Origin of the sequence: Nannocystis bainbridge (assembly GCF_028368995.1) — a bacterium.
In the GTDB taxonomy this organism is placed as follows: domain Bacteria; phylum Myxococcota_A; class Polyangia; order Nannocystales; family Nannocystaceae; genus Nannocystis; species Nannocystis bainbridge.
The window spans coordinates 1600716-1614639 of the sequence record NZ_JAQNDL010000003.1 but is presented as its reverse complement, the minus strand read 5'-3'; the positions used below and the strand labels follow the sequence as shown (position 1 = coordinate 1614639).

Genomic DNA, 13924 nt, shown 5'->3' with positions numbered 1-13924 from the left:
CATGCTGATCAAGCTCCACGGACGAAGCCTTCGCGCTCTGTCGCCCGAGCGGTCGCCCGAGCCGTTCCTCGGGCGCGTATGCACCAACCCGGCGCTCCCTGCAGCCGCACGTTCTCGTGAAATCTTGCTCGTCGAGGGTCCATGCGAGCTCCCCGGCGGTTTTCGAGCCTACTTGACGCGGAGCGAGACAGGCGTTGCCCGGCAGCCGAATGTCTTCTTCATCGGCGCCGAATTTCCTTTCCTCGGTGACGGCGACATCATCCGGATTCATCCCGAGCGTAGTGGGTTGACGGTGCTGTACCGGCGCTCTTCGGCCTTCAACTCCATGCTCGTCACCGAGCGATGCGACAACTACTGCGTCATGTGCTCGCAACCGCCGAAGGAGCGCGACGACGGCTGGCTGGTCGACGAGCTGTTCGAGATCATCCCGATGATGTCGCCGGAGACGCCCGAGATCGGGATCACCGGCGGTGAGCCTGGCCTCCTCGGGAGTCGTCTGGTGGACCTGGTGGATCGATTTCGTCGGTTCTTGCCACGAACGGCGCTCCACATCCTCTCGAACGGACGTGCCTTCGCGGACGAGAAGTTCGCCCTCGCGTTGGCGAAGGTCGGCCATCCAGATCTGATGCTGGGGATCCCGCTGTACGGCGATCTACCCGAGGTCCACGACTTCGTGGTCCAGGCCCGAGGCGCGTTCGATCAGACGATCCGAGGGATCTTGAACCTCAAGCGGCACCGGGTGCGCGTCGAGCTACGCTTCGTCGTCCAGCGCGACACGGTCGAGAGGCTCCCGGCCTTCGCCCGTTTCGTGGCGAGGAACCTCCTGTTCGTCGACCACGTCGCGCTGATGGGCCTCGAGCTCATGGGGTTTGCTCGCTCCAACCTCGACGCAATATGGATCGATCCGCTGGATTACCAGCGCGAGCTGGCCGAGGCGGTAGAGATCCTCGACAGGGCGCGGATGCACGTGTCCATTTACAACCATCAGCTCTGCGTCCTGGACCCGGTCTTGCACCGATTCGCACGAGCGTCGATCTCGGACTGGAAGAACCTATATCTCGAAGAGTGCGCCCGATGTGAGGCGCGAGCCCGGTGCGGAGGGTTCTTCGCTTCATCGGTGGTGCGGCGGAGCCGCGGGATCGCTCCGTTCGCAATCGCGGAGCAGAGCGGACCGATGGTCGCACAGAGGGAGGATTGAGGCATGGCATCGGGGAAACTGAAGACGTTGGGTGCCGCGCTTCTCGCCGTGCTCGGGGCTGCAGCCGGGACTGGCCTGCTCGTCCCCGACGCTGCGGCGCGGATCGGCAAGCGGACGGAAGATCCGGAGGAAGAGCTCGCGCCGGCGCTGCTCCTGGCGCCCTCCGACGTCGAGCTGCCGCTCCTGGCACATCGATCGCATCGGTCTCATTCGTCGCATCGTTCCCACAGCAGCCACTCGTCCGGCTCGTACCATCGATCGCACGCCTCGCACATGTCGGCGATGCCTCCCTCCTCCGGCTACGGCGGTGGTGGGGGCGGCGGCAGCAGCAGCAGCAGCAGCAGCGGCGGCAGCAGCAGCGGAAGCAGCAGCAGCAGCAGCGGCCACGGAGGGAGCAAGGCCGTCCATCCGCCGCCGGAGCCGGCGCCGAAGCCCGTCAAGCCGAAGCCGCCCAAGCCGGCAAACGTGTCGTTCGAGGCCTTCCCGGGCGGAAAGATCTTCGTTGATGGCAAGGAGCTGGGGACTGACGCGACGGGCAAGCACGTGCTGAAACCCGGCTCTCATACGGTACGCGTTCAGAACCGGTTTCTCGGTGATCATGAGGTCACGATCGAGATCCTCGATGGCCAGACCGGCACGGTGAAGATCGAATGGTAGACCGACCCGCGAGCCCCCCTGTCACTCCCGATGTCGCAGAAGCGGCCAACCTTTGGGCTCGGAGTGTGTTCGGCGCTCCGCGAGCGCTCGCATCGTTGATCTCGGGGGTCGAGAACAAAGACGAGGTGCTCCACCGGGTGCTGACCGAGATCATTCGCCGAGATCTTCGGGAAGAGCGCACGACGACGAGCGAACGTGGTGTGACGCAGCCGAGCGTCGATCCCGCCCGGCTCGATCCGTTCGCCTACCCGGCTCAGGATTTGAAGGCACGCACGACCCATGTGGTGCGCTGCATGATCTGTCGAGCCTCCGGCACCGCCTCTTGTTCGGTGTGCAGCGGCCGCGCGAGCGTCTCCTGTTCGAACTGTGGCGGCGCCGGGCGGTTCCGCAACCCGAGCACGAACCGCCTCAACAAGTGCAAGCAGTGCAAGGGAACGGGGCAGGCCAGTTGTGGAAATTGTGCGGGACGCGGCAACGTTCCGTGCACGACTTGCAACGGCTCGGGCCATCAGCGGGCGTGGCTCACGTTCGTGGAGACCAGACGCGTGAGCGTCGTGGTCCAGCCTCAGTCCCCCGTCGCGTTGGCTCATCGCCAGCTCACCGAACCTCGATTGCTGAGGGAGAACGACGTCGCCGCGTTCACGGTGGCCGTCGACCGGAAAGCTCCCGGCCCCTTGCCGCTCGCGGATCTGGAGCTGGATGGCCGTTCGGCGGTCCAGGGGGCGACGGCGGGGGTCGACCCGCGCCTCGAGCGGGTCGCGCAGCAGCACTATATCCAGCTGCGGGTGCCGCGACGAGACGTATCTTACGCCATGTGCGGCACCTCGGGCGTGCTCGTACTCTCCGGCCACCAGCTCGTCGGTGCCAGCACGCCCGAAGCCAAGCGACCGATTCGTCGCCGGCTCTTCGTGTGGCCGATCCTCGCCCTCTTCGTCAGTGTATGCAGCGCAATGCCGAGCTCCACGACCGGGCGCTCGGAGTACTTCAAAGATGCCGCCGGTGCGACGAGCCTGTTATGGCTCGGGGCGACGGTGCTGGCGGTATTATGGATAGGCGGAGTCCTCCGAATATGGGGCACCGGCAAGGGATTCAAGGGGCTGAAGCGAGTCGAGCAGGTGTGCCTCGGGCTCTGGGCGGCCGCGTTGCTGGCAATGGCCATCGTCGGGGTGGTGGCTCGCCCCTCCGCCGAAGAGATCGATCAGGCGCTCGCCGTCGGCGATACACGACGGGCCCGCGTGGTGCTGGCGGCGCTGCGCGAGACGAGCGACCAGACCTTCGTCGAGGCCGAGGACACCATCCTTTTGGCCGAGGCGAACGAGGCCGCGGGGGAGGAGCGGCTCAAGCGACTGGATCAGATCGCTGCTCACGGGAGGGAACGCTCCGCGACGGCGGCCACGATCGCGCGAGCCGAGCGCCTGACGGAGATCCGCAGGCTCGTGGCGGATGGTCATGCGACGGACGCCGAAGGCGCGATCGATCGGTGGTTTGCCGAGAGCTGGCGCGGCGATCCAGAGCTCGCGGAGGAGCGGGCACGCGCGATTGATTCGCGGAGCAGCCAGTGCACCGACGAGCCCTGTCGTTTGACGATCGCCAGGGCTGCCAACGCTGCGCAGGGGAGCACCGCGAGGGCCGCCGCAGTCGAGCGGGCAAAAGGGAAGATCGTCGATGTGCTCGTGCGCCGCGAGCTGGGTGCAGAAGCCTCCGGTGAGCGACTTCAAGCGCTCGGGCAGGTCGGAACCCTGGCCGAACAGACGCTTGCTGTCTTGAAGGACGACGAGGAGCTGCAGGCGCTGGCGAAGGAAGCGAAGACCTGGGTGAACGACGAACACGCCAAGGTTGCTGCGATCGGTGCCGACGAGGCGACCTTGCGCGCGCTGTTCCCCCCGCTGCATTCGCGAAGCAAGAAGCTCTCGGTCGCCTTGCTCGAGGGATCCGAGGTCTTCTTCAGTTTCGATGCAGCGGGCAACTGTGACGGAATCTACGCCGTCGGCCCGGTCGGGCGGCGGGCGCTGCACTCACCGTCGTGGCCAGCGGACAGGATTCTGTCGCAGGCTGTCGGGCACCCCGCAACCGTGAAACATCCGGAGAAGACCGGAGCTTCGTCGGTGACGTGGAAGGAGGGGGGAGTCAAAGTGGTCGCCCGCTGGCGGGACGAACATCTGATGGAGTTGCGAATCGGTGATGCGAGTCCATGAGGCGAGGCACGGTTGACGCGGCGGGGGCGAACGTGGCTGACTGGCCGCATGTCGATCTCGAGGCTGCGCGCGCTCCTGTCGATCGTCGCGCTGGGCGGTGCGATGGGCTGCACCGGTCGCGGGAGTGATGCCGAGGCCGGCGGGCCTGTGGTCGAGGTCGTGGCTCCGCCGACGAAGGAGGTCGCGGTGGTGGCGACGGACAAGGTGATGGGGAAGGTCGCGGAGGCGGAGGCTGAAGCCGCGAAGGATGTTGGACCGGGGACGAAGGTTGAAGCGGGGAAGGTAGTTGGACCCGAGACGACGAAGGTCGAAGCGGCGAAGCATGGGGTGACGACGACGAATACGGCCGAGCTCGAGGTGCTCGCGCGGGTGCTCGCGGGTGAGGACGCGGAGGTGGTCGAGGTCGTCGAGCGGCGGGCCGTCGGGCGCGAGGAGCTGGTGCTGCTGCGCTGGTACGGCGCGCGGGCCTGGCGGGCGCAGGAGCGGCGAGCGGGCCGGCTCGAGGCCGCGCTGGCGGGGTTGGAGGCGCAGGTGGACGCGTGTGAAGCGACCCCGGGGGAGCTCAGCGTGTGCCTTGAAGGGGTCATCGCCGATCGGCACGTGATGTGGTCGGCAGCCGGGCGCGAGGTGTTCGCGTGGGAGGTCGCGCGGGTGCGTGACGGGGCGGTGCTGGGGCGGAGGCGGCTGTTCGAGACTTCGCTGCGGGTCGACGACGTGCCGCACAAGTTCAAGGCGTACGACATCGACGGCGACGGGCGCTCGGAGCTGACGGTGATCGTGCCGGTCGAGCGGCCGCAGCACGATCAGGCGATGGACCACGAGAGCGGGGAGGTCGGGTTCATCCTCGAGGTGGCCGACATGCACGTGCAGTTCTCGGCGACGCGTCGGTATGCGATGCGCGCGGAGGATGTCGGCGGCAGCGAGTCGACGGCGGAGACGGTGTGGCTGGCCCGCGATGTCGACGGCGACGGGCACGCGGACCTGCAGCTGCGCGAGACCACCAGGCTCACGGACATCGCGGCGGACGATGCGCCGCCAGCCGCGCCGCGATCGGGCGCGCGCACGACGGTGTGTCCGTATGAGCCGGTGGCCGATCTGTGGCGCTGTCCGGAGGCGCTCGGTCGGCAGCTGCTGGAAGCATCGGGCTGACGCGGACGGCATGCTCGTTCGCAGGGGCCGCCGGTGTGCCCGATCTCTCACGAAGCGCGGAGCGCCGACGCGACTTCGCGCCGCGGGAGAGTGGCCGAGGGATGCATCACACGGACACCCGGCGCGAGCGACGAGACCGATGCACAGGGCGCGCGGCAGTGCGCGGACGAGGGGCAGGACAGGCGGCGGAACCTCGGATACACAGGGTTCCGTGAGCGACGCGAGTATCTTGCAGGACGCCCCGTTGATCGTGATCGAGGTCGACGCCGCGCTCGGGGTGGTCGGCTGGAACCGGCGAGCAGAGCTGGTCTTCGGGACAGGTGCTGCGGCGGCGATCGGCCGCGACGTCGCCGAGGTACTGCCGCTCGTGGGCGGCTCGTGGCGCGCGCTGGCCGACGAGCCCGGGCCCGCGTCGAGGGTGATGCAGATCCGCCAGGGCGAGGCGACGCTTTCGATCGAGGTGTGGACGCAGAGCCTCGCGGACAGGTCCGGCACGGTCGTTTACGGCCACGACGTCACGGCCCGCGTGGAGGCGGAGGCCGCGGCGGCGCTCGAGGCGACGATGCTGACGGCGATCAAGGACAACCTCGAGATTTCGCTGTGGGCGACCGACGAGCGGGGCACGTTCCTCTACATGGACGGCAAGTCGATGCGGGCGCTCGGGATGTCGATGGACCAGTTCGTCGGCAAGAATATCTTCGAGATGTACGGCTCGGCCGGCAACAACGACGTCGTGGCCTCGGCGATCGGTGGGCGGCCGGAGTTCACCGGCGGCGTCGAGCTGTACGGCGAGTTCTTCGACACCTGGTACATCCCGGTGAACGGCGCTCCGGGCGAAGTGCGCGTGGTGGGCGTGACGGTCAACGTGTCGGAGGCCAAGCGCGCCGAGCTCGAGCTGCGCAGCAAGCTCGAGCTGGTCGAGCGCCAGCAGGAGGTGATCCGCGTGCTAGCGACGCCGATCATCGAGGTGTGGGACGGGGTGCTGACGATGCCGATCGTCGGCCTCATCGACACCGCGCGCACCGCCGAGATCATGGACAGCCTGCTGCAGGCGGTGACGCAGACGCGGGCCCGATTCGCCATCCTCGATCTGACCGGGGTCGAGGTGGTCGACACGGGGACGGCGAGCCACCTGATCCGGATGATCCAGGCGATCCGGCTGCTGGGCGCGGAAGGGATCCTCACCGGTATCCACCCGACGATCGCGCAGACGATCGTGGCGCTGGGGATCGATCTTTCGCACGTCTCGGTGCACGCCAGGCTGCGCGACGCCCTCAAGCACTGCATTCGCAGCGGCGCGGCGCGCAAGCAGGCGACGCCGGGGTCGTAGCCCCGCGCGTCACTTCAGCGAGGCAAGCGCGCGCAGCTGCTGGGCCGTGGGCGCGCCGAGCGGTAGCCGCGGGCGGCGCTGCGGCGGCAGGTCGAGCGCGAGGTCGAGGAGGTGCCCGGGGCGCCGGCGCATGGCGCCGAACCGCAGCTCGCGGAGCAGCGATGCGTGCGAGCGCGGGGCACCGGCGAGGTAGCGCTGGCCGTCGATGAATTGCGGGCGGTGCCGGGCCCACCACTGCAGGACGAGCATCGGGTCCGGCCGCGGCAGGTCGTCCTCGGGGCGATGGTCGAAGGATTCGTGATCGTCGTCGCGCGGCAGCGACATGCCGGCGGCGGCGAGGTCGATGCCGGTCGCGGCGGTGAAGACCTCGCCGGCCAGCGGACCCGCGGAGAGATCGTCGAGCCATGCGAGCGCGGCGTCGACGACCTCGGGCGTGCCGCGAAAACCGAGCGCCCACAAGGCGGGCAGCCGTCGCTTGCGGTCGCGCAGGGCTGCGACGAGCGCGTCGAGGTCGCTCGCTTCGCCGCGCAAGGCCAACAGCAACATCGAGGCGCCGCCGTCGGGCTCGGCCATGCGCTCGCGCGCGCGGGCCCACGCGGGGGCGAGGCCGAGGCGCACGCCGGCGTCGATCGCCGCGTCGAGCACGATCGGGTCGAGCTCCTGCAAGCCAGCCTGCACGGCGCGCGCGTATCTCCCCGGATCGGGCTCGTCGGCGAGGGCCCGCAGCGCCAGCGCTCGCGTCGCGCTCTGGTCGTCGGCGAGCAGCAGCCCCAGGGCGTCGCCGAGCGGCTCGTGATGCAATGTCAACACCGCAGCCGCGGTGGCGACAACGCCGAGGTCGTCGTCGGCCAGCAATTCGCGGAGGCGCGCCCGCAGCCACGGCGCATCGACGCAGGCCATGGCGCGCACCAGAGGCCCGCGCTGCTGCGGCCTTCGGCGCACGACGTCGACGATGTTGGCGAGCGCCGCCTCGCCGCGCGGACCGTGCAGCAGCGCCAGCGCGGCGACGCTGACGCGGGCCGGAGCGGCGCTGACGAGCGCAGGCAGCAGCAGTCGGCTGGCGACCAGGGGCCCGTTGACGATCAGGCCCTCGACGTGCGCGAGCAACCGCTCCTCGGGGCCCTCGGCGACCTCGTCGAGATTGTAGTCGGGGGCGATCAGGCTCTGCTGCCAGACGTGCCACAGGAATTCGCCCTCGTCGAAGTGCTCCTCGACGATGTCCCACAGCGGATCGACCTCGCGCGCGGCCATCGAATCTCCTGCGCTGCTCAGTTGAGCTTGATCATGGCGCCGCGCACGGTGATCCGCCCGCGCGCCTGAACGTCGAGGTTGTCGGCCTGGATCGAGAGCTCGCCGTTCTTCTTGACGACGATCGTCGCGCCGCCGCACTGGAACGTCAGCTTGTCGGCGACGATCACGCTGGCCTGCTTGCCGACGGCGACGTTGAGGTTGTTCCCGGCGGTGACGTTGACGTGCCGGCCGCCGGCGAACACGAGGTTGTTGCCGGCGGTCGCGGTGATGTTGTCGGCCGCGGTCACCGACTTGCCGCCGCCGATGGTCTCCGAGCTGTCGGCGCCGACAGTCACGCTCCGGGCCAGGCCGACCTGCTCCGCCTTGCCGAGGCCGACGGTCTCGTTCATCGCCCCGCCGACGCTGACCTGATACACGGCGCCGATCGTCAGCGCGCTGGCCAGGGCGACCGACTCGGCCTTGTTGGCGCCGACGGCCGCGGTCAGGTTGCTGCCGACCGCGAGCGTCATGTCGCGGGCGATCGTCTCGGCGTGGTCGTTGCCGACCGCGATCGTCTTGTCGTGGCCGATCGACTCGCTCTGATCGTGGCCCACCGATTTGCTGCGATCGTTGGCGATCGTGCGCGCCTCGTCGTGGCCGATCTGGTGCGACGCGTCGTGCTCGATGATCACGCTCCAGTCGCGCTGCCCGTGGAGGAAGATCTCCTCGCGGCCCTTCGCGTCCTCGAAGCGCAGCTCGTTGTAACCGCCGCCGCCTGGCGTCGACTCGGACTTGAGCGTGCTGCGCGTCTTGTCGGCCGGCAGCGGGTACGGCGGGGTGTTGAGGCCGGTGTACACGCTGCCGGTGACGATCGGGCGGTCGGGGTCGCCCTCGAGGAATTCGACGAGCACCTCGTGGCCGACCCGCGGGATGAACAGCGCGCCGAAGCCGTTGCCGGCCCACGCCTGGCCGACGCGGACCCAGCACGAGCTGTCGTCGTCGCGCTGGCCCTTGCGGTCCCAGTGGAACTGGACCTTCACGCGGCCGTGCTCGTCGACGTGCACCTCTTCGCCGGGCGGTCCGACCACCGTCGCCGTCTGGGCCCCGCGGATCTGCGGGCGCGCGGTCTGCCGCGGGGGGCGGTACGGCAGCCGCTTGTCGGTGCACTCGAACTCGTTCGAGTAGCTGAACTCGCCCGCGGCGCCCTCGTCGAGCGCCTGCGGCTGCTCGCCGCGGTGGCGCACGCGGACGAGGCGATAGTCGCCCTCGAGGTGGCCGCGCGCCGGGGCCGAGAAGGTGAACGAGAAGCCGGGCACGAGGCGCGGGCTGTCGCTGGTGCCGAGGCCGCGCCGGCGGTCGGCCTGCAGCGCCTCGAGCCGCACGCGCGCCTTGAGCCCACCGTGGTGCGGCGCGCCGGCGCCCGGCTCTTGAAAGCCGCCGGGGTAGTCGAAGACCTCGCGCTCGCGGCCGTCGCCCTCGCTCGCCTCCATCGATCGATCGGGCTGGTGGAGGTTGCGGTCGCGCAGCGAGACCCGCTGCGGCCGCAGGCCCTCGCTCAGGCGGAACGTGTCGATGTGCTCGCGGTCGTGCTCGAAGTTGAAGCGCAGCGTCGGGTCGCCCTCGATCGGGTCGCAGCTGCCGGCGCGGTCCGTCATCACCAGCACGTGGCGATCCTCGGCGTGCTCGTAATAATAGAAGATGCCCGCGTCCTCCATCAGTCGGCTGACGAACTCGAGGTCACTCTCGCGGTATTGCACGCAGTAGTCGTGCGGCGCGTAGGCGGCCTGCAGGTCGAGGCGAAACTCGGAGCGGGGCAGGCCCGCGGCCTCGAGCACGCGGGTCAAGATCTGCGGGGTGGTCTGCTTCTGGAAGATCCGGCAGTCGCTGCGCTGCTGCAGGCGCCAGATCGCCGGCACCAGCGTCAGCTCGTAGAGCGTGTAGCTCGAGCTCTCGCCGATGTAGCCGGCCTCGCACACGTGGCCGTGGACGTGGCGCGTGGCGTGCAGGCCCTCGATCGTCAAAACTGCGGGCTTGCCGACCAGCTCGTCGAGCGGCATCGTCGCCGCGGCGAGCTCGATGCGGAACTCGAACAGCGACGAGAGCGCCTCGCGGCCGGTGAAGCGGACGACGCGCAGCTCCTCCGCGCAACCCTCGACCGCGAACGTGAAGAGCGCACGGTTGCCGAGGATCGCCGGCAGGCCATCGGAGGACACGGCCGACAACGTGACATGGATCGCTGGTGCGGCAAGCCGATCGTGCGGACCCTCGCTCGAGTTCGCCGGCCCGCGGGCAGGGTCGCGCGTGGGGGCTGGCGAATGCACAATGAGGTCGGACGACGGCGGCCTGCGCGGGTTGCTCTCCTCGCGAGCGCGAGCCGCCGCGGTCGCTCCAGGGCGAATTGCATGCATCATCGCGGCCGGGCCGTGCGGAGCGGCGCTCGATGTGCCAGGAACACGCGGCAGACCACGAGTGACCGCATGCGTGTGCACATTCGAGCGCGGACGGGACGACGGGCAGGACGATGACGATCGTCCACAACTGGACGCCCTTCGCGGCCCAGGCCAGCCCGTCGGTGAATGGCGAGGGGCGCGACGTGCTGGTCGTGTGCGTCGCGGGGACCTTCGTCATGGAGGAGCCGCCGCGTGTCGCTCACGAGCAGGTCGCGCCGCCGCTCGAGGACGTCTATTGGGGGGAGCCCGGAGCCTCGAGCCTGCGAATCGCCGGGCAGACCACGTATTACCGCCCGGGGACGGATATTTATCTCGAGGGTTTCGCCTGGACCCCGGGTGGGCGACCTGCCGAGCGTTCACGGGTCGACGTTCGGATCGGGCCGTGCCGCGTCACCGCGACGATCACCGGCGAGCGCACGTGGACGCGCGGACTGGCCGGGCTGCGCCCGTCGCCGCCGCGGCCCTTCACGCAATTGCCGCTGCGTTACGAGTTCAGCGCCGGCGGCCCCGACGATCCGCGCAACCCGGTGGGTCGCGGCTATGGTTCGGCGCAGGCGGCCGAGGGCCAGCCGCTGCCGGCGATCGAGGCGGTGGATTCGCCGTGCGAGCGCTGGGAGGATCGCCCGCCGCCGGTCGGGTTCGGGCCGATCGCCCGTCCGTGGCAGCCCCGATTGGGCTTCGCCGGCACCTACGATTCGCAATGGGTGGAGTCGCGCGCGCCGCTTTGGCCGGGAGATCTCGACCCGCGCTTCTTCAACGCCGCGGCGCCTGCGCTGGTGGCGAGCGAGGGGCTCGTCGGCGACGAGGTGGTGCAGCTCGAGGGCGTGAGCCCGGACGGACCGCTGGCGTTTCGCCTGCCGCGCCTGCACCTGCGCGCGACGCTGCAGCGGCGACGCGGTCGACGGCGGCAAGCCATGGTGCTCGACGCGCTGGCGCTGCAAGCCGAGGATCGCCGCTTCACGATGATCTGGCGGACCGCGTTCGCGGTCGAGGACGACTGGCTCGAGCTCGAGGGCGTGACGGTGCGCGCGCTCGAGCCGTGGGAGGCGACGTGAACGCGGGCGACGGCGGGCTGGCGGTCCTGCGCGTCGGCATGGGCACGCCGCTCGGGCTGTCGGCGCCGACGACCCTGGCGGCCGTGCGCGCGGGCGTGGTGCGCTTCGCCGAGACCGAGCTCGAGGATCGCAGCGGTGAGCCGATCCGGGCCTCGCGGTCGTCGCGGCTCGAAGCAACATGCGGGCGCAGCGGGCGGATCGCGGCCCTGGCCGGCTGGGCCGTGCGCGACTGTCTGGCCGGGTTGCCGGTGACGCCGCTGCCGCTGTATTTGGCGGCGCCGCAGCGGAGCGGGGCGCCCGTCGACGAGGCGGAGATCGTGGCGGCGCTGCAGGCCGAGGTGCCCACGCCGCTCGAGCTGCGCGAGGTGATGCGGGGCGGTCGCGCCGGGCTGTTCCAGCTGCTCGAGCGACTTACTGCGGCCGACGCCGAGCCGCTCGCGCTGGTGCTCGCGGCCGACAGCCTGTGTGACGCTGCGACGCTGGAGCAGCTCGGGCTGCGCGACCGCGTGCTGGCCTCGCATCGCGACGGCATTGTCCCCGGCGAGGCCGCGGTGGCGCTGCTGCTCGCGCGGGGTCCCGGCGGCGCGAAGGTCGAGGGTGCGCCGCTGGGGCGAATCATCGCATGTACTTTGGGACATATGAACGATGACGGCGGGCGCGTGCGGGCGCTGGCCGACGGGCTCGCCGACGTGTTCACTCGCCTCGCGCGCGCGCCCGGCGTCGGCGACGAGCGGCCGCGCTGCGTCGCCAGCAGTCAGACCGGCGAGGTCGCCGAGGCGCGGGCCTTCAGCTACGCTGCGCTGCGTCAGGCGCCGCTGATGCCCGAGCCGCTGGTGCACCTGCGGGCGTGCGAGAGCTTCGGCGACACCGGGGCCGCCGCGCCGGCGCTGGCCCTCGCGCTGGCGCTGCACCACCTGCGAAGCGGCCGCGGTCGCGCGCTGCTGTACGGCAGCGACGACGACGGGGCGCTCGGCGCCTGCATCTTCGAAGTCACTCCCGCGCGAGGAGGCGCGAGCCGATGACACGCACCTTCGCCAATGGTCGCACGATCGTGCATCAGCGCGACGGCCTCGTCGACGTCGCCGGTCCGCCCGACGTTTGCAAGACGCCGACGCCGGCCGGGCCGGCGCCGGTGCCCTACGTCAACGCGGCGCGCACCGCCGACCTCGCGCAGGGGGCCCGGCGCACGCGCATCGGCGGCGGGGCGATCGCCACCGCCGCGTCCTTCATCGTCACCAGCACTGGCGACGAGCCCGGCATCGCCGGTGGTGGCGTCATCTCGAGCAGGATCCGCGGCAAGCTGCGCTGGCAGTCGACCAGCCTCGACGTGCGCGTCGAGGGCAAGGGCGTGGCGCGCTTCAGCGACGCGGTCGGCCACAACGGCAACACCTTCAACACCGCGTTCGTGCAGGCCGGCGGCACCGGCTGGGCCTACGGCGACGACTCTTTCTGGCCGTGCCCGATCTGCTTCCGCGGCCCGGCCAGCCACCGGATCCACGAGACCGCGGACAGCCAGCAATACGTGCAGCAACTCATCGTCGCGCTTCGGCGGGCCTACGACGAATACATGGAGAGACAGCCGGGAGTGAAGACGGCGCTCGATCAAGCCAAGGCCGAGGAGGAGCAGGCCAAAAAAGAGAAGGACGAGTTCGACGCCAGGCAGAAGGCCGCGAGTGGTTCGTCGCAGGCCGATCCGTTCGTCGATCCGCCGGGAGCAGCACCGGGCGGGAGCAGTTCGTCGCAGGCCGACCCGTTCGCCGATCCACCAGCGGCAGGAGCGAACCAGGAGGGGCGGTCGGACGGTTCGGCGGCGCCCACGAAAGCGCAGCTACAGGCGCAAAGGAAGGCGCGGAAGGCGGAGGAGAAGAAGCAGAAGGAAGAGCGAAAGAAGCTCGACGCCAAGCACAAGGCCGCCATCGAAAAGATCCGCAACATCGGCGTGGCGAACAACAAGGCGGCCGTGCACAAGAACGAAAACAGCGGGTACATGGTCGGGGTCATGATCTGCAAGTGCAACCAGATCTTCGCCGCGATGTCGGGAGAGACGCTGCCCGGCTTCAAGGCGGTCGTCGAGCAGCAGGGATGGACGCCGTGCGTCGAAGTACCGACAATCAAGACTTACGCCGACGCGAACCCGCGGATCGGCGCTCTGAACCGATGGACCTTCGTGCGCCGCTGGAACGATGCGCAACGCCGGAACGACCGCCGTCAGGCCTTTTACAACCCCCCGGGAAAGTGCGCCGCCTCGAAGCTGGTGACGCACAAAGACGGGCACATCCCCAAGGCCATGACCGAGATGTTCTTCGCGCCGGTCCCGCCGCATGAGCTTCGACTCCGCTACCGTCACTATAACGACGACGCCTGGGACCCGTGGCGGGTCGCGCAGCTCCACCTGTCGTTCGGGCGGAGCGACCCGCTCGGGCGCGAGCAGGCCTTCACGGACGCGACGACCGTGCCCTCCTGCCTCTCGTGCCAGTCCATGGTACCGATGACCCTCTGCCTCCATCAAAAGCGCACGTGCCCCAAAGGGAAGCAGACACAACCGCCGGCGAGCACGTCCGACACGCAAGCCGAAAGCCAACCGGACCCGGCGACCGCAGCGAACACGGCGGGTTCGTCCTCGACTCCATGAGCTGGAGGGCGAGCACGATCGACGCCGC

10 protein-coding genes are annotated in these 13924 nt (G+C 69.8%); 8 read left to right on the top strand and 2 right to left on the bottom strand.

The window, feature by feature from the left end:
* The first annotated feature begins 1 nt into the window (after position 1).
* The 5 genes from hxsC (at position 2) to POL25_RS44620 (ending at position 6529) form a co-directional block, all read left to right on the top strand.
* On the top strand, positions 2–1198 hold the full coding sequence (gene hxsC / locus POL25_RS31660; RefSeq protein WP_272090008.1) for a His-Xaa-Ser system radical SAM maturase HxsC: 1197 nt from the start codon (positions 2–4) through the stop codon (positions 1196–1198).
* 3 nt (positions 1199–1201) lie between these two features.
* Positions 1202–1855: a hypothetical protein gene (locus tag POL25_RS31655; RefSeq protein WP_272090007.1), complete on the top strand. Its 654-nt coding sequence runs from the start codon at positions 1202–1204 to the stop codon at positions 1853–1855.
* 65 nt (positions 1856–1920) lie between these two features.
* The gene (locus POL25_RS31650; RefSeq protein ID WP_272090006.1) at positions 1921–4050 is read left to right on the top strand and encodes a hypothetical protein; all 2130 of its coding nucleotides are present in this window, start codon (positions 1921–1923) and stop codon (positions 4048–4050) included.
* Positions 4051–4098: 48 nt separating this feature from the next.
* Positions 4099–5199, top strand: a complete 1101-nt coding sequence (locus POL25_RS31645) for a hypothetical protein (RefSeq protein WP_272090005.1) — start codon at positions 4099–4101, stop codon at positions 5197–5199.
* 211 nt (positions 5200–5410) lie between these two features.
* Entirely contained in the window at positions 5411–6529 is a 1119-nt protein-coding gene (locus POL25_RS44620) for an STAS domain-containing protein (RefSeq protein WP_272090004.1), read from the top strand.
* A gap of 9 nt (positions 6530–6538) precedes the next feature.
* Here the strand turns inward: POL25_RS44620 and POL25_RS31635 are convergent, their stop codons facing one another.
* Both POL25_RS31635 and POL25_RS31630 read right to left on the bottom strand, forming a co-directional pair.
* Positions 6539–7780, bottom strand: a complete 1242-nt coding sequence (locus POL25_RS31635) for a TIGR02270 family protein (protein ID WP_272090003.1) — start codon at positions 7778–7780, stop codon at positions 6539–6541.
* A 17-nt stretch (positions 7781–7797) separates the two neighbouring features.
* On the bottom strand, positions 7798–9972 hold the full coding sequence (locus POL25_RS31630) for a type VI secretion system Vgr family protein (RefSeq protein ID WP_272090002.1): 2175 nt from the start codon (positions 9970–9972) through the stop codon (positions 7798–7800).
* A gap of 308 nt (positions 9973–10280) precedes the next feature.
* On the opposite strand from POL25_RS31630, the gene POL25_RS31625 reads away from it, so the two are divergent.
* Genes POL25_RS31625 through POL25_RS31615 form a run of 3 tightly spaced genes read left to right on the top strand, consistent with a single transcriptional unit; the run spans position 10281 to position 13896 of the window.
* Entirely contained in the window at positions 10281–11264 is a 984-nt protein-coding gene (locus POL25_RS31625) for a DUF2169 family type VI secretion system accessory protein (protein ID WP_272090001.1), read from the top strand.
* Entirely contained in the window at positions 11249–12286 is a 1038-nt protein-coding gene (locus POL25_RS31620; protein ID WP_272090000.1) for a 3-oxoacyl-ACP synthase, read from the top strand. The genes POL25_RS31625 and POL25_RS31620 overlap by 16 nt, the downstream gene beginning before the upstream one ends.
* On the top strand, positions 12283–13896 hold the full coding sequence (locus POL25_RS31615; RefSeq protein ID WP_272089999.1) for a PAAR-like domain-containing protein: 1614 nt from the start codon (positions 12283–12285) through the stop codon (positions 13894–13896). The genes POL25_RS31620 and POL25_RS31615 overlap by 4 nt, the downstream gene beginning before the upstream one ends.
* Positions 13897–13924: the final 28 nt, after the last annotated feature.